Annotated in this window: 2 protein-coding genes; both read right to left on the reverse strand. The window is 31.2% G+C overall.

Annotated elements, in window-relative coordinates:
* Positions 1 to 22: 22 nt before the first annotated feature.
* Positions 23 to 16,471 (reverse strand): non-ribosomal peptide synthetase, encoded by a 16,449-nt coding sequence (locus D1818_RS14180; protein WP_118459662.1) that lies wholly within the window; start codon positions 16,469 to 16,471, stop codon positions 23 to 25.
* A gap of 48 nt (positions 16,472 to 16,519) precedes the next feature.
* The gene (locus D1818_RS14185; protein WP_118459663.1) at positions 16,520 to 19,645 is read right to left on the reverse strand and encodes a non-ribosomal peptide synthetase; all 3,126 of its coding nucleotides are present in this window, start codon (positions 19,643 to 19,645) and stop codon (positions 16,520 to 16,522) included.
* Between the last annotated feature and the right edge of the window lie 31 nt (positions 19,646 to 19,676).

Here is a 19,676-nt window from a genome sequence, read left to right on the forward strand (position 1 = left end):
CGTTTTATCGCAATAATTACTTTTAGAAAAAAGTAGTTTCTAGTTCTTCATTTTCTTTTTTATCCTCTTTGTATTCAAGAATATCCAGAAATTTGGCCAATTCCTGTATCGTTGGATAATTGAAAATAGTTTTAATTGGGATTTCTATACCATATTCATTTTTAAGACTTGAAATCAACCTTGTGGCTAGTAAAGAATGTCCTCCTATACCAAAGAAATTATCATGAATCCCTATACTATCCCGTCCTAATAGTGTTTTCCAAATACTTTCTAAAGCAATCTCATTTTCAGTAGATGGAGCAACATATTCTTCTTGTATAAAGTCCATTTCTCTTGGTTCTGGAAGTCCTAACCTATTAATTTTCCCATTTGAGGTTAATGGGAATTTATCTAGAATTACAAAAGCAGCAGGTATCATATACCCTGGTAATGTTTCTTTCAAGGATGCCTTCAATTGTGTTCTTTCTGTAGGTTCTTCTAAGGTTACATAAGCAATCAGTTTTTTGTTGTTTTCCAGCTCTTCTTTCACCTCAACTACTGCTTTGATTACCTGAGGTAGTTGTTCTAGTTGATTTTCAATTTCTTGAAGTTCTATTCTATATCCTCTTATTTTTACCTGATGATCTGCTCGCCCTATAAATTCTATATTTCCATCTTCAAGCCATTTTGCCAAATCACCTGTTCTGAAAAGTTTATGACCTTTAGCAAATGGGTTTTCAATAAAACGTTCATTAGTTTGGGTTGGAAGGTTAATATACTCAGAAGCCACTCCTTCTCCAGAAACATAAATTTCGCCAGTCACGCCAATTGGTGTAATATGTAGATTTCTATCTAAAATATAAATCTTAACATTACTGATTGGTTTTCCTATTGGTATTGTATTTTGTTCCTCTTTTCTTGTTACTACATCATCATAAAGAACTTCATCTGTATCTACTTGAAGTAACTGAGATGCTATCTTCTTTTGATCTTCTAATGTTAATAATAGTTCTCTTTCTGTCGTATAAGGATTCATAAATACAGTTCTAAAAACAGTAACCCAATCCCCAGTAGGGGTCGTTTTTAGATTTGTATATGAAACAAACGAACTTCCCTGAGCAAACTGTTCCTTTTGAATGTTTTGATTTATTTCATTTACCATTATCAGTTCATCAGAAGTCACTATAGACTTCCCTCTTAATGGCTTAGGAATATATCGATACAACACAATATTAAGATCCGGCACTGTCCATAACTCAAAAGATGGGTCTTCATTTATTAATTTTGCAAACCTTTGAGCATTATCGTAATTGCGTCGTATTACTTCTGCAAAACCATCTTTTCCATAAATGTTTAGTGCGGCGTGAAGTATAAAACTCATAAATCCACGGGATCCTTCTATGGTAAACTTTCCTAAATCATAACTTCCTTTTCTAGCCTGATACTGTGTATTGTTTTCTGAAAAAGTTGCAAACTTAGGGTCTTTAAACAACACCAGACTCGCTCCAATCGGAAGATATAATTGTTTATGCGCGCAAATGGTAACTGTATCGGCTAACTGTATTCCGTTGAGTTTTATACTCAATTGATCATCCATTAATGCTGGACCACCAAATGCGGCATCTACATGAAAATGAATATTGTGTTTTAAAGCAACGTCTCCTAATGTTTCTAGTGGTTCTATTGTGCCAGCCTCTGTGGTTCCTGCTACGCCAATAATTGACAAAATATATGCTCCCTGATTTTGTAGGTTTTCTATCTCTGTATTCAACATTTCTCTTAGCTCAAATGCTGATTTATTTGAATAATCAAATTCAATAAAAGATTCTTTTCCTAATCCTAAAAGTTTTAATGATTTGTGTATAGAATAATGACACCAAGATGATCCCAAAATAACCACACGATTATATTCATAATAATCTAAAGCTTTGACCAACCCTTCTTCTATAATTCCTTTAAAATCATTCTTAGGTCTAAAGGCATAATTCAAAGCATAACTCAAGGCAGTAATATTAGAGATCGTTCCTCCATTACTACAGATTCCTAAACTGTTATCAGGATCCTGAACATAAGTTTCATAAAAATTAGTATCTCTTTTATAAACAAGATTATGAAACTTACCAATAACTTGTCTTTCTATTAAAGAAGCTACCATTGACGTTTCAATTTTTACTAGATTTTGATTAAGTACTGTCAATAACGTTCCAAGTTCTCTAAACAATTTAGGAATAGGCCCTGTCATGTGTCCAATATAAGCTGGGCTGGAAAGATTAGGTAGCTGTCCTGACATCATGGCTTCAATAAATTCTGTATATCTAGGTAAGGATAATTTTGGTTTTAAAGAAACATCTAAGAATGTACTTTTTTTGATGATTTCAGAAAAAGATCCTGATGTAATTTTCTGTTCATTACCATATTGTTTAATCAATTCCTCTATTTTTCCTTCGACTGAATCTTCAAATAAGCTAAATCTAATTTCTTTATGTGTATTAAATCTATCATATGTATCAAAATAGGTAGCGTCTGCTGTTACTTCCGAAGATCCATATATATTAAGTAAGTGCGCTTCTTTATTTTGTACAGTTGCATAAAATTGTTCTACAAGACTCTTTTTTAATGTTTCTCCACTACAAATCCAAAAACACAAGGTTTTCAATTTTTCCTTACAAAGTTCTGGGAATTCTAACAAGGCTTTCAATAATGAAGGAACCAATACTATTCGCGAAACTTTTTCTTTGTTAAGGCTTTCAATAAATTTTGGGATATCTAATACCTGTTCCTTATTATAAAATACTAGAGGAACACCATTAACAATTGGTCCAAATAACTCCCAGATATGATCTACAAAACTTATTGATGTTTTGGCGCAACATATTTCTTGAGATTTAAAACTATAGTTATTCAACATCCAGTTTATCCGGTTCCAAACGTTTGATGCTTTAATCAATACTCCTTTAGGCTTGCCAGTAGATCCAGAAGTATATATAATGAAATCACTATCCTTAGTTTGCTTTTCTTCCCAGATAAAATCGTTTTCTTTTATCTCTTTTTTCATCTTTTCAACATATTCTTGCTGAATTACCAAACTACATTGGCTATCCTCCTTTACATAAGATATCATCTGTTCAGGAGAACTAGGATCAAGAGGCACATATACTGCTCCTATTTGCTTAATTGCCAATAAAACAGGCAAAAGGTCTTGGTTATGTGCGATCGAAACCAAAATTTTGTCATTAGCATTTATTTTTTCTTTCTGATTAAGGTATGCTGCGTAATGATTCACTTGATCATTAAGTTCTGAAAAAGTAATTCTTATATCCTTAAAAATTATAGCATCCTTATTTGGATATTGCTTCACTTGTTTACGAAACAGGCTAATAATAGTCTCATCTTTTGGAAATTCCTGAATTGTCTGATTAAAATCGCTTACAATTTTTTCTTTTTCTTTTGGAGATAATAACTCGTAGGTATTTAAGTTTTGTTCAGGATTATTAGCTATTGAAATCAAAAGATTTGTATAATGTTCTGCCATTCTTTTGATAGTAGATGATTTATACAGATCTGTAGAATATTCAATTGCGATTTCTAATTGATGATTGGATTCTACCGCAGTAAATGATAAATCATATTTTGCAATTTCAAAATGATATGGTTCAAGTTCTAACCTTTCATCTCCTAAATAAAGTGTACTAGAGATTTCTTTTGTATTTTGAAGACTGAACATTGTCTGAAACAAAGGGGAACGATCTAGATCTCTTTCACTTACTATTTTTTCCACTATTTTTTCAAAAGGTACATCCTGATGCTCAAAATATGCTAAAGTGCTGTTTTTAATTGTTTCTAGAAATAACACAAAAGTTGATTGTTTATCAATTTGGGAGCGAAGTGGAAGAGTATTTACGAAGAATCCTATCAAAGGTTCTATTTCTTTTTGACCTCTATTAGCTACTGGAGTACCAACACATAAATCCTCTTGACCTGTATATCGATACAAAAATACCTTGTATGATGCCAATAGGGTCATAAAAAGACTCGCATTTGCGGATTTAGAAATCTGATTAAGCTTTTTTGTTGTTTCCTTATTAATAGAAAAAGTGAATTGAGCTCCTTTTATACTCTGAACCGAAGGTCTTGTATAGTCTGTTGGCATTTCCAAGGGTACTACTCCTGTAAGTTTTTGAGCCCAAAAATCTAATTTCTTGTTTAGGTTTTTACCACTGAGATTTTCCTGTTGCCATATACTATAATCCGAATATTGGATATCTAGAGGTTGTAAATCAGATTTTCTCTTTTCTTTTATTGCAGTGTAAAACTCATTCAATTCTTCGAAAAGTATAGGCATTGACCAACCATCGGATACTATATGATGCAACATAACTAACAGTTTACGTCTTGCATCTAAAGTACTTATAGCCTTTACTCTAATCATATAATCCTCACTTAAATCAAAAGGTTGAGTTATATATTTTTGTAAATAAGAGCTTAAATTACCACTGGTTGTTTTTAAAGAAATTTGTTCTAACTTAAACTTATCTGTATTTTGGGATTCTTGCCAGCGAATACCTTCTTTTTCTTTTAGTACAGTTCGAAGTATTTCGTGTCTTTCTATTAATTGTTTAAAAGAGTCTTCTAGAATGTCTAGCTCTACGTTTTGATCTATATCAAAAACAAAAGGCATATGATACTGTACACTTCCTTCTAATTGATCAATAAACCATAATCTTTCCTGAGAAAAAGACAGTGGTACTTTTTCTGTTTTATCTTTTTTCTCAACTTTATATATCGATTGTGAATTTAGAGACGCTATATGTTTTGCAAGTTCTTCGATAGTACAATGAATGAAGATATTATTTATGGTAACATCTATATTAAATTCATCTCTTATCCCTGCAATTAATCTTATTGCAACAATAGAATTACCTCCTAATTCAAAGAAATTATCATGTATTCCTATTTTTTTGATGCCTAACATTTCACTCCAAATATTATACAAGCTTTGCTCCATATCATTCTTTGGAGCCACATATTCCTGAGTAATAAATGTATCCGCTTTTGGCTCAGGAAAATTTGGCTTATCCAGTTTTCCATTATTATTAAGAGGGAAAACGTCCATCATCATATATGATTTTGGAATCATATAATCTGGTAGTACTTCTCTTAATTTATGAACCGTTTCTTTTTTATCAAAATTTTCATTTGGAATTATATATGCAATTAGTTTTTTATTAAGTGGATCCTTTTGATTTACCAAAACTGCCGCTTTCTCAATTTCCGATATTTCTTCTAATCTTGCCTCAATTTCTCCTAATTCAATCCTATATCCACGTATTTTAACCTGCGTATCTATACGGCCGATAAAATCGATGTCTCCACTGTGTAATCTTCTTACTAGATCACCTGTCTTGTATAATTTTCCTGAGTGATTTAATTGTATTTGGTTATTTACAAAATTTTCTTTGGTTAATTTGGGTTTACCTAAATACCCATTGGAAACACCATCTCCTCCGATCCACAATTCTCCAACTACTCCAGAAGGACACAATTTCCCTTGCTCATCTACGATATATGTAGCTGTATTTGTTAGTGCTTTTCCTATTGGCACTTTACCATTTTTAATCTCATTTATAGGATAACTTGTCGCATAGACCACAGTTTCTGTAGGCCCATAAACGTGAGTTAAAATGCCTACACCTAAATTATCTAAAGCTTTGCTTACATGAGGTACGGAAACCAACTCCCCTCCAAACAAAAGTTTTCTCAAGTTTTTTAATGTAGTTACATCATAATCAACTAAAGCATTAAATAATGCAGTAGTTATAAATCCTATTGTGATTTTTTTATTATAAATAACCTTTGATAACTGTGCTGCATCAGATGCTTGATCTTCCTCTATCAAATGTAACGTTGCTCCTTTTATTAGTGAACTAAATATTTCATATACCGATCCATCAAAAGCAAAATTAGACCATTGCAATACCTCATCGCTCGGAAATACAGCTATCTCACCTTGATCCTCAACTAGTTTTATTACATTCTTATGTGTTACACAAACCCCTTTCGGATTTCCGGTTGTTCCAGAAGTGTACATAATATATGCCAATTGATCTTCTTTAACATCAACTTCTAATGGTTCCGCTATAAACTCATTACTTTCTGAAAGTATAAGACATTCCTTATTTGATAATCCTTTTTGATCTACAAGTTGCCTATCATTTGTAATAACTTTAGAAATTTTAGCATCATCTAGTATGTACTTTATCCTTTCTTTTGGATAATCCGTATGTAACGGTACATATACAGCTCCACATTGTAATACTCCAAAAATTGAAACGATCATATCAATTCCTCTTTTGGTCAATATTGCTATATGTTCAGAAGGGCATACTCCTTTGCTAATTAAATAATTAGCTAATTTATTTGATCGTTCAAATAACTCTCGATAGGTAATTGAATCGTCCTTAAAAGTCAATGCTTTTTTATTTGGATACTCCTTTATCGTATTTCTAAACAAGTATGAAATAGATGTTTCTTTAGGAAGTTCTATTCTTGGGGAAGCGGAGGCTAACAATAAGTCTTTTCTTTCTATATTCCCTATTATGTTCAATTCATTAATTCTAGTATTCCTATCCGAAATAATAGATTTTAAAAGCTCTACATAATGTCCTCCCATATATTCTATTGTCTCTTCAAGAAACAGATCAGAACAATATTCTATATTTAATTTAAGATTATCAATATTTTCTATAATTGTAAACGTAAGGTCATATTTGGAAATCTTATAATCATATTGCTGTGGTTGAATTGTAGTATTGTCAAGAATAAATTCTTCTCTTGTTTTATTGTTTTGAAGGGTAAACATTACCTGAAAAACAGGAGTTCTACTTTTATCTCTTTCAAGATTAACATTATCTACTACTTTTTCAAAAGGAACATCCTGATATTTATATGCGTCAAGTGTAGTTTCTTTTACTTTTCCTAAGAAATCAACGAATAAGTTATTCTCTTCTACATTACTTCTCAAAATCAATGCATTCACAAAAAAGCCTATTAGCTCTTCTACTTCTGCTACCGTCCTATTCGCTACTGGGGTTCCTACACATATATCGGTTTGACCACTATACTTGTGTAATAATACTTTAAAAGCTGTTAGCATTAAGGTAAACAGTGTAACTTCTTCTTCTTTGGCCATTGCTGTTAAACCCTGTTGTATACTTTTATCAATTGTAATTTGTTTTGTTTCTCCTTGGTTGCTTTGATTTGCCGGTCTTGAAAAATCTGTTGGTAATTCCAAAGGTGAAATATTCTTCAGTTTATCCTTCCAATACAATAATTTTTCATCCATAATTTCTCTCTGAAGATGATCCTTCTGCCAGATAGCATAATCTATGTATTGAATAGGTAATTCTTTAAGATGATAAGAAGATTTTCCTTTAATTTTTGCATTATATATTCTACTAAGCTCTTCAAAGAAAATAGGTAGTTTTCCATCTCCAGCGATATGATGAAATACAAACATTAAAACATAATCTCCGTTTACTTTCTCCATTACAACTCCTCTGAGCAAATGGTCTTGAGTCAAATCAAAAGGCTGATTTAATTTTTCATCTATGTATTGAGTAATTTCCTCATTTTTTACACGCTTGATTACCTGGAGTTTCCATTTATTTTCTGGAAGTACTTTTTGATAGCTATGTTTTTCGTGTTCATAAAAAACTGTCCTAAGAGGTTCATGACGATTAATAATTATATTTACAGATTCTTCTAAAATATCTGTTTTTAATTGCCCCTCAAGTTTTAATACTGCCGGAATATGGTAATGTGTACTACCACTCATTTTATCTATAAACCAAAGTCTTTCTTGTGCATAAGAAAGGGGAATATGATCTGGTCGATTTTGAATGGTAATATCAGAAGTTATACTATAAGATCTCTGGTTTTCAATAAACTCTGAGAACTTTGCTACAGTATCATATATAAATACATCTTTTAGTTCTATATCAATTTCAAATTCTTTCCTGGTTTTTGTAACTACCTGAGTTGCTAAAATAGAGTGCCCTCCTAAATCAAAAAACTCTTCATGAGCTTGTATTTTATCAATCTTTAATACTTCTTGCCATATCTTTATTACTCGATATTGAATATCATTTTGCGATTTATCAATAAATTCTGACAGTTTCGCAATGGTATCGTGAATAAAAATATCTTTAATTTCTAATTTGATATGAAAAGAACTTCTTATTTTATTTGCAACTTGGGTTGCCAAAATAGAGTGTCCTCCGAGATCAAAAAACTCGTGATCAATATTGATATTTTTAATATTTAAAACTTCCTCCCAGATCTTAGTAACCTTCTCCTGAATATCATTCTGAGGTTTGTCTATAAATGTGGCAAGCTTAGTAATAGTATCGTGAATAAATATATCTTTTATCTCTATTTTAGTATTAAAACTATTCCTGATTGCATTCACCATCTGCGTAGCTAGAATAGAATGTCCTCCTAAATCAAAAAATTCTTCATTGATTCCAATATTTTCTAATTTTAAAATATCCTTCCAAATTTCAGTAAGTGTATGAATAGTTTTATTAGATTTCGTAGAAATAAAATTAGCTAGTTTTGCTATTGTATCATTAATAAATACATCTTTGATTTCTATTTCTATACTGAAAGTGGTTCTTATTTTATTAACTAACTGCGTTGCAAGAATTGAATGTCCTCCTAAATCAAAAAATTCTTCATTAATATCAATATTATTAATTTTTAATACTTCTTTCCAAATCGGAATTAACATCTTTTCGATAGCAGTATAATCTACTTTTGTCAATTCTAGTGAGTTCTTCTGATTTCCTGGTTTTGGTAAAGCTTTATGATCTATTTTGCCGTTTGGAGTTAATGTAAAGGATTCTAATGGTATAATAAAGGAAGGAATCATATACTCTGGTAAACTCTTTTCTAAGGCATTATGAATCTCATTTTTATCATAATCATAATCAGATCTACAAACTACATAACCCACTAAACGTTTTCCTCCTCCAGGATCTAAATCCGCTAATACCATAGCCCTATTAACCATTGGCAATATTTGTAATGCACTTTCTACTTCTCCCAATTCTATTCTATAGCCACGGATTTTTACTTGATTATCAATACGTCCTATAAAATCAATACTTCCATCTTCTAACCATCGTCCAAAATCTCCTGTACGATATAATAAACCTGAACCAAAAGGGTTCTGTACAAAACGCTCTTGTGTTAATTCATCTTTATTCAAATAACCATCTGATACTCCATCTCCTCCAATACAAACTTCTCCTGTTACTCCCAGACCACATAATTTAAAACTATCGTTAACTATATAAACCTGAGTGTTATCTAACGGAGAGCCGATAGGAACGCAATCATTGGTGATTTTATGAATCTGATGACTCGTAGCATATACTACTGTCTCCGTAGGACCATATACATGAACCAAATTACCAGTATCCATAACTTCAATAGCTTTATGCACATGACCAGGTGACACCAATTCTCCTCCAAATAATAATCTACGAACTCTCGACAAACTGGAAACATTATAATCTACCAAAGCATTGAACAAAGCTGTTGTCAAAAAACAAACACTAATGGATCGCTCGGTCAAAATCTCAGATACCCGAATTGCACTTGAAGCTTCTTCTTCTTTTATCAAGTGGAGCGTACCTCCTTTCAATAAACAACTAAAAATCTCATAGGTGGAACCATCAAAAGCATAATTTGACCATTGTAATACTATATCTTTTGCTTTTACTTTTATAGCTCCTTCATCATTTACAAGCTTTTGGATATTACCTTGAGTTACTTTTACTCCTTTAGGAGCACCTGTGCTACCAGAAGTGTACATTATATATGCTAAAGAATCCTGATCGCACTGAATATTCAAATCAGCAACAGGATAATCAGATAACTCTGAAAAAGTAATGATATCATATCCTGTGGAGAGTTCTTTTTCTTGCAATAAACCGATATCATTACAAATCAATTGCTTTATTTCGGAATCCTCTAAAATATATGATAATCGTTGTGGTGGATATTCAACATGTAAAGGAACATAAACACCTCCGCTCTTTAAAATTCCGAAAAGACTTACAATCATATCTAAGCCCCGATAAGACAATAAAGCTATCTTATTTCCCTTGGTAATCCCCTTTGCTTTAAGGCAATGAGATAGTTGATTGGAACGTTCGTGCAACTCTTGATATGTCATTGATTCTTCTCCAAACACCAAAGCTTTTTTTGAAGAATACGTATCCACCATCTTATAAAAACTGTCCATCAAACCGCTATATCGATCATAATCGCTATAGGTATAATTAAATGAATGAAGTTGTTTATATTCTTTTTCGTCTAGGTATGATAGTTCTCCTAAAGTATGGCTACCAGATATAATATTATTAAACACCTGAACTAAGTGATCACTTATTCTATGAATAATAGAAGGGTCAAGTAATTCTTCGTTATATGTGAATCCAATTTTAAATGAATTATCTAAAATTAATACGGACAGGCTAAGTGCAAAATTACCATAACCTCTTCCCTCCAGATTATTAATTTCCAGTTTTTTAAATTTTTCAGAAGCAAGAATGTCTAATGGATAGTTTTCAAATACTATTATATTATCGAATAAAGCACCAGAGATAGGCGAACAAGATTGTATATCACTTAAGGACATATACCCAAATTCTTCTCTTCCTTTTGCATGCAGCATCTGTAATTCCTCTAGCCATTCGATAATATCTCTTTCTGGAGTTATCCTGGTTACTACTGGAATTGTATTAATATACAGTCCTACACGTTCTTCTATCCTATCCAATAATGTATTTCTTCCTGAAACTGTTGCCCCAAAAACTATGGCCTCCTGATTGGTATATTGACTTAATAAAAATGACCAAACTCCTTGTAATAGCGTGTTTATGGTAAATGCATTATTTTGTACAAAATCTTTGATTCGTATCGTTAACTCTTCATCAAAGGTGACATAATGTACTTTATTTCCGAATACTCTATTTCTTTTTTTACTGTCTTTTACAAATGGCAGATAACTTGGAGATGAAATTGGTGATAAGTATTCTTTCCAATACGCTTTTAATTCATTAACATCTTTGTTCTTATTCAGATTAATAAGATCTACATATTCATCTTTAGTTTTTTCAATAAGAGTTTTTTTCTCTTTAAGGCTCATATATTGATCCATAAATGAGTTTAATAAAACAGAGAAAGACCATCCATCAAGAATAATATGATGATATGTAATTAATAATGTTGTTTTTCCGCATTCATGATTAACAAATGAAATTCTATACAAAGGCGCTTTTTTGAGATCAAATCCTAACAATCTATCTTGCTGCATCAATTCTTCAATACTATTATCTCCTCCAGGTAAATCACTATAACTAATTTTTGTCAACGGTATTTCGGCATCTTTATACACACATTGAACTGGTACATCAAAATAATCTGGAACTATTGCAGTTCTAAGCGCACTATGTTGCTCTATTATTTTTTTCCAGCTTTTCTTAAATTCCTTAATTTTTATACCACTACCAAACTCTAATTTTGCCTGAATAATATAATCTCCCATTGTATTATCCAGCAAATTATGGAATAGCATTCCTTTTTGAAGGAAGCTTAACTCATACAAGTTTTCCACTTCTTCTTGATGAAAATCTGCATATATAAATTCTTGTAGATCATTAAAAGACACAGATGATGGAAGTACAAAATCGGAAGGTGTTTTTGTTGGTTTTTGATTAATACAGTGTTTAATTATTTTTTTAAGATTAATGTCAAAATTTTCTATCAATAAATCTCTCGTCTTTTCATTAAATGAAGTACTATCAAAACTCCAAATAAGACTTAATTTTTCATCTAGAATTAAACCAGTCATTGCTAGTTTATTTGGATTTTGGTAATTTTCATGTACATCATTTCCCTTCTCTTTTTTAGATATTTTGATCAGGTTTTGACCGTTTAATATAGTATCAAAATCTCCTAAATAATTAAAAATAATCGACGTAAAATCTTTATCTAAATTAGACCTTATTTCATGATTATTAGATAAATATCGAAGCATTCCATAACTTATTCCATGATATAAATTATTACGAATCATATCTTTGGTATTGGCTATCAATGATTCCAGATCATCTGGGTTTTCTGGCCTTGATAATAACATCGGGTACAAAGAAGTAAACAACCCTGTTGTTTTTGTAATATCGACATCTTCATGAAAGCTTTCTCTAGAGTCTCCCTTATTACCAATTAACACTTGTGAAGTATCAGCCCATTCTGTAAGGGTTAGTGTTAACGCACTTAAAAGAATATCCGTAATCTGCGTCCCATAAGCCTGATTAGCCTCTTCTAAAAGAACTTTAGTTTCTTTTTTATCAAAACTAAATTTATGATCTATTTTTTTCTTGTATGTCCCTACCTCTGTATCAACAAAATCCTTTGGAATCTTTGGGATATCGGACATAATTTTTGTCCAATATTCGTATTTTGTTTCCTGTTTAGAAGAATTTGAAAGTTCAGTTAATTTTAATACCCCTTGCCGATATGAGGTGTTTTTTTCTATTGTTATATTTTCTTTTCCTTCTTCAAATGCAGTTACTGAATTAATTATATCCTGCAATAATATCCTCCAGGAAGCACTATCAATTCCAAGATGATGAATCGTTATAAATAAATAATTATGGCTCGGGCAATATGGAGTAGAAATCCAAACAAATTTTGAAATATCTCCACTTGTTATATCCAGACTTTGTTGATATTTTTCACAAATTTCTTTTAGTATTATATCTGACTCACATTCTTCTTTAGTAAGAGACAAATTCTTTTCTTTTGCATACTCTTGAGACCATTCTCCCTCTTGATTCTGAACAAATGAAAGTCGTAAGGAGTCATTTTTATTAATAAGTAATTCAACAACCTTCTTTATGGTACTATAAGAAACTTTATTATTCACTTCTAACAACATAGATTTGTTATAGTGATTGCTTGCTTTTTGTTTATCAAAAAAGAGGTATTGCATTGGCATTAAAGCAAATTCTCCATCAATTTTTCCAGACTCTGTCAGAATATTATTTTTTGCTTTTGTGTTTAATACAATCCTTTCAATAGTTCTGTGGGCAAATACATCCTTGACCATAAAAAAGATTCCATGCTCTTTAGCTCGACTCACCATCTGAATCGCCATAATAGAGTCTCCTCCTAACCCAAAAAAGCTATCTCTAACACTTAGAGTTTCTATTTTTAAGATTTTTTGCCAAATCTTAAGTAATTGTTTTTCTTTATTATTTCTCGGAGCTATATAAGCTTCTTTTGTTGAGAAAACACTGTCCATTCTAGCAAGTGCCTTTCTATCTATTTTTCCAGCTTGAGACAATGGATACTCTAATACTTTCTTGATGAACGCAGGAACCATATAATCCGGTAGCTTCTCATAAAGTGCATTCAAGGTTCTATCTATGTCAATTTCTACATCACTTGTTACATATGCCAATAATCGATTGTTTCCATTTTCTATAGGTTTTGCTATAACAACTGCTCTATTTATCCAAGAAAGTTTTTCCAAATAGGTTTCTACTTCTCCTAGTTCAATTCGATATCCTCTTACTTTAACCTGATAATCTTTTCTTCCTATAAATTCAATATTTCCATCTGGAAGCCATTTCGCCAAGTCACCTGTTCTAAACATTTTTTGTCCGGGTATGCTTGAAAATATATTAGGTACAAACTTTTCTTCAGTTAATTCTTTTCGATTCCAGTATCCTTTAGCAAGTTGAGGTCCAGAAAGGCATAATTCTCCTATTACTCCTGCTGGTAGCAAAGACAAATTTTCATCAACAATATATACAGAAACGTCGCTTAATGGTTTACCTATAGGAATCTGATTTGTACTCAATTCATTAAAGTCAATTTCATATTGAGTACTATAAACAGTAGCTTCTGTAGGGCCGTAAATGTTGATTAATTTAGTATTTATTTCTAAGTATTTATATTTTTCTACCAAAGAAGGAGGTAATGCTTCTCCAGCCAGTAAAGTATATTTTAAGTGAGGTAATGCTATTTTCTTTTTTTGTAAAATATCAATAAATGCAGAAAACAAAGATGGAACCATTTGGATCAAAACAATCTTATGGTTTTCAATATATTCGACCATCTTTTCTGCCTCTTTATCAAGATGTGAAGGATAAATTACCAAACTTGAACCAGTAAATACCCAACCAAATATTTCGTATATCGAAACATCAAAAGTATATCTGGTTTTAAACAGTAACGCATCCGTTTCTAGCAATGAATATTCTTCAGACATACTTTTTAACAAAGTATATAGTGAGGAATGTGTGACTTCCACTCCTTTAGGATTTCCAGTGGTTCCAGATGTATATATAATATATGCTGTTTGTTCTGGAGTTATAAACTCTTTTATGCTCTCATTAGAATAATCTTTAAGAGTTTTTCTAAAATCTTCGACAAAAATCCTTTGAATATTCTTATCTATCTCAAAAGAGTTTTCTTCACCTTTTTGTGTTATAAAAACAGAGGCGTTAACATCCGAAAGAATAAAATTTAACCTCTCATTTGGTATATCTGGATCGACAGGAACGTAAGCTGCTCCAGATTTTAAAATTCCATAAATAGCAATAATCATCTCTATGGAACGATCTGCGCATATTGGAACTTTATTTCCTTTCCCTATACCATATGAAAACAATTGATTGGCAAACTGATTAGAACGCAAGTCTAATTCCTCATACGTAACCTCATTACCCTCAAAAATCAATGCTGTATTCGATCCAACAAGTTTTAACTGCTCCTTTAATATGTCAAAAAAAGTTATTTCTGATAATTGGTGTTTTATGTCATTGTTACAAAATTCATTCAGCAAATATTTCTTTTCTTTAGAACTAGGAAGTTCTATTTCCTTTATAGTTTTTTCTCCATCTTCCAGAACTGTTTCTATTAATCTTTTATAATGACCAGCCATAGAAGTGACAAAAGGCTCTTCGAATATATCAGAACAATACTCCAAGCTTAAGGTCAACTTATTATTTTTTTCCTCCAACCTAGCGGCAAGATCATACTTAGAAACATCATGTAATACGTTATCAAGAAAAATATCCGCTTCTCCAAATTTATAATTCGGATTTTCCTTTTGCTGTTCATAAGAAAATAAAACTTGAAATATTGGTGTTCTACTAACATCTCTTTCTTCTATCATCTCTTTTACGATCAAAGAAAAAGGAGTGTTCTGATAATCATACGTTTTTAGAACCTTGGATTTAACTTCCTGTAAAAACTGATTAAATGAAGTTTCAGGGTTTTGTATAGATCGTATTGGTAATGTATTAGTAAAAAAACCTATAAGGTCTTGTAGTTTTACATTTCCTCTGTTGACAAAAGGACTTCCTACACATATATCATTTTGGCTAGAATATTTTGCTATTAATATTTTAAACGCTGTTAATAAAAACACATAAGGGGTTACTCTTTCCTGTTCAGCAAATTCAAATATTTTCTTTGAAACATTTTCATCTAAATCAATCGTTACTATTGCTCCTTTTGAACTTTGGATGATTGGTCTTTTTTTATTCAGAGGAAGTTGCAAGTTTTTATACCCTGTTAGCTCATCTTTCCAGTATTCTAATAAACTTTCTTTATTTTGTTGTGCTGAAAAATAATCTTTCTCCCAAATTGCATAATCTGAATACTGTATCTCCAATTCCGGAAATAATATTTCTTTCCCTTCAGAATGATCGTTATAAAATGTAACTATCTCATTAAAAAGTATTTCTATAGATTGACCATCGATTGCTATATGATGTACAACAATAACCAATGAATATTTATGATCTTCTTCTTTAATTATATTTGCTCTAAGTAAATAATCAGCAGATAAGTCAAATGGAGTTTGTATAGTCTGATTTATACTATTAGCAATTGTATGTGTCTTATCTTCTTCATCTCTAATTTCTGTATATTTTAGACTCCAGTTATCTATTGACAAGATACTTAGAGTGGTTTTATCAGTGTCTCCATTTATAACCGTTCTCAAAATTTGATGTCTAAAAAGAACTTTTTTAATTGCTGTTTCCAGTTTTTCCTTATCTACTGCTCCATTGATTCTGAATAAAATTGGTATATGATAATGTGTACTCCCCTGAAGTTGATCAATAAACCATAACTGTTCTTGATTAAAGGATAGTTTAGTGGTTGAGGTTTCGGTTTTTTGTTTCTGAATAGTTTCTTTTGCAGTATTCTGCGCAGAAGATATCTTGGAATTCTGAAGAAATTTTATTATCTCTTCCTTGTTTTCTCTAATTTCTTTAAGAATATTATCTGGAATTTTACGATCTTTTTCTTTTTTGACTTTTAGCATTCCATCCTGCAAGAAAACAGTTGCTCCGTGATGTTTGGCCACTTCTAAAATATCTAAAATTCTATTGAGTACATTCATGATGTTTTGTGTGAAATCTGGTTATAAGAAACTGACTATTATTGAAAATTAGATATCAAGTATTTCGTGCTTGTTTTCTTCGTAGTTCTCTAAAATTATGGTGCTTTGGATGTATTTACTAATCATTACAATAGTTTGCAATTCTAATATAGTACTTATAGTGATATTGGATGAAAATGAATTGTTTATCAAAACCGCCAATTTTGCTGCTATTAAAGAATGACCTCCTAAATTAGTTAGAGTATCATGAGTTCCTATTTCATTTATATTCAAAGCCTTTTCCCATATTCTTACCAACTTTTCTTCTACTTCATTGGTAGGTACTATATATGAAGTTTTTCTGACTTTATAATCTGGTTTTGGGAGTGCTTTTTTATCTATTTTACCATTTGTATTTAGTGGGATTTCGCTGAGTTCTATCCATAAAGTAGGAGTCATATATTTAGGAAGCTTGGATAACAAATAATCTTCGACTTCCTGTATCCAATTTTTATAATCCGAAACTATATACGCCACCAATTGTTTATCATTGAGATCATTTGTAGCCATTATTACTGCACATTGTTTAACAAATTCGTGTTCTAGCAAAGTGGATTCTATTTCTCCCAATTCAATCCTAAAACCTCTTAGTTTAACTTGAGAATCTTTTCTTCCTATAAACTCCAAATTACCACAAGGTAACCATTTAGCAAGGTCTCCTGTACGGTATAATTTACTTTGTGAATTCTGTTCGAAAGGATTTTGAACAAATTTTTGTTTTGTTAATTCTGCTTTTTTTAAATAACCTGCGGTAACTCCTTTTCCTCCAAGACAAAGTTCTCCAACGATTCCTTTTGGTACTAAATTCAAATCATTATCCAGTATATAGGCTTTTGTATTAGCAATTGGTTTTCCTATTAATGATTTTGATCCTTTATGTATCCTAAAGAAAGTACTATATGTTGTATCTTCTGAAGGTCCATATAAATTACGCACAATGATAGTATCATAATCTATCTGGTTCAAAACCTTCTCAGGAATAGGCTCTCCTGCCATATTAATTGAATTTACATTACTAAAATCAATTTTATTTTCCTGAAGATTAGCTATAACACTAGGTACAGTATTTAACAAGATATTTTTGTCTTTGTCTATATATTTTGAAGTATCTAATCCATCATTTAATATTCTGATTTTCTTAGCTGCACAAATGGGATAAATCATCTCATAAATAGAAAGATCAAAACAAATAGAAGTACCTGCATAAACAATATCAAAAGAATCTTTTTCAAACTCCTTGATACACCAATTCATAAAATTATTAAGATTGTTATGAGAAATCATAACACCTTTAGGCTTTCCTGTGGAACCAGAGGTATAAATAATATAAGCTAATTGCTCTGAAGAAATCCTATTTTTGATTGCCTTGGTGTCTGAATTAGCATTAAAAATATCCTCTACACGGATTGTTTTGTGCGTATCTAGTTCTGTGTGTAACGTAATTGTATCGCTGTGAATTATAATTTTGGCATCTGAGTCTTTCAAAATATAGTTTATCCGTTCTTCTGGATAAGACGCATCTAAAGGTAAATAGCAGGCTCCAGCTTTCCATATTCCAAAAATCCCAACGATGATGTCAAATGAACGATTTACACAAAGACCTACAATGTCGTTAGATATAACCCCCCGTTCCAACAAAAAGTTAGCCACTTGATTGGATTTATGATCTAACTCCTGATAAGTCATCTCTTTATCTTCACAAACTAAACTCACCTGATTTGGGTGCTCTTTACACTTATTTTCGAACTCATTAAGCACAGACCATTCTTTGGGGTACTCCTGATTTGTATCATTAAATTCATTAAGTAATTCGTGCTGTTCTTCATCAGACAAGATTACCAGTTCGTTCACACGAATTTCCGGATTATTAATAATTCGTGCTATTAGGTTTTCATAATGCTTAGCTATTCTTTTAATCGAATTTGAAGAAAATAGTTCATCACAATATTCGATCAATACTTCTAATACTTTTTCCCTCTCCGTAATACTGCATGTGATATCGTATTTTGAAGTATTCGTGCTAACAGGAATTTCTGTTAAAGGTATATCTCCCAAACTTACTGATTTCACTATTTTATTACTTTGCATAATAAACATTGCTTGAAATAACGGAGATCTGCTTCTATCTTGTTCTATACCAATTGCACGTACTATTTTTTCAAATGGAACATCTTGTTTTTCATAAACCTTGATAAAGTTCTCCTTGATTTGGTTTAATAATTCAGTAAACTTTATTGAATCAGAAAAAATGGTTCTAAATGGAAGTGAATTGACAAAATGCCCTATCAATCTTTGGCTCTGAGAGTGCATCCTATTAGCGGTAGGAATTCCTATAATAATATCTTTAAGACCTGTATATTTATGTAATAAAATATTATATATACCAAAAAGTACCATAAAAGGTGTTGCCTTGTATTGCTTACCTATGTTTTTAAGCCCCTTTTGATATTCTACAGGCAAATTAAATATATAGCTTTTTCCTTTATAACTTTGTACAGGTGGCCTTTTAAAATCTGTTGGAAAATTTAACGTAGTATGTCCTTCTAAAAAATCCTCCCAAAATTGAATTTTTTTGTCAAAAACAAGTTGAATTTCCTTACTTCTTTGATGAATAGAATAATCTGAATACTGATAAGTTACTTCTGGTAAATTGGTTAAATTACCTTTTATCCTCAAATTATATATCTTTTGTAATTCTTCTAAAAAAAGATGTGAAGACCATCCATCAAACGCTATATGGTGAAAAATCAAAATCAAAAAATTCTCATTATTCTCATTACAACAAAGGTGAACTCTTAGCATATAATCTTTCTCTAGATCAAAGGGCATTTCTGTTAACTTATTTACATATCCTTTAATCTCATCATCATTCTGCGCTAAACCTTCTGTTCCTTCAAAAATTTTCCATTCTTCAATAGGCAAAGTTTCCTGAAAAACATCTCCTTCTTCATTTTGTTTAAAAACAGTTCTAAGAGTTTGATGTCTCTTTAAAATAGTTTTCAAAGTAAACTCTAGAGCTTTTGTATCAATTGCCTTAGTAAATTTGTATACCATAGGGATATGATAATTCAAACTTCCCATAGCTTTGTCAATAATCCACAAGCTTTCTTGTGAATAAGATAATGGAATATGCATTTCGTCTAAATTAGTTTTCTTAGAATTTCTT

The sequence above is a fragment of the Aquimarina sp. BL5 genome, from assembly GCF_003443675.1.
In the GTDB taxonomy this organism is placed as follows: domain Bacteria; phylum Bacteroidota; class Bacteroidia; order Flavobacteriales; family Flavobacteriaceae; genus Aquimarina.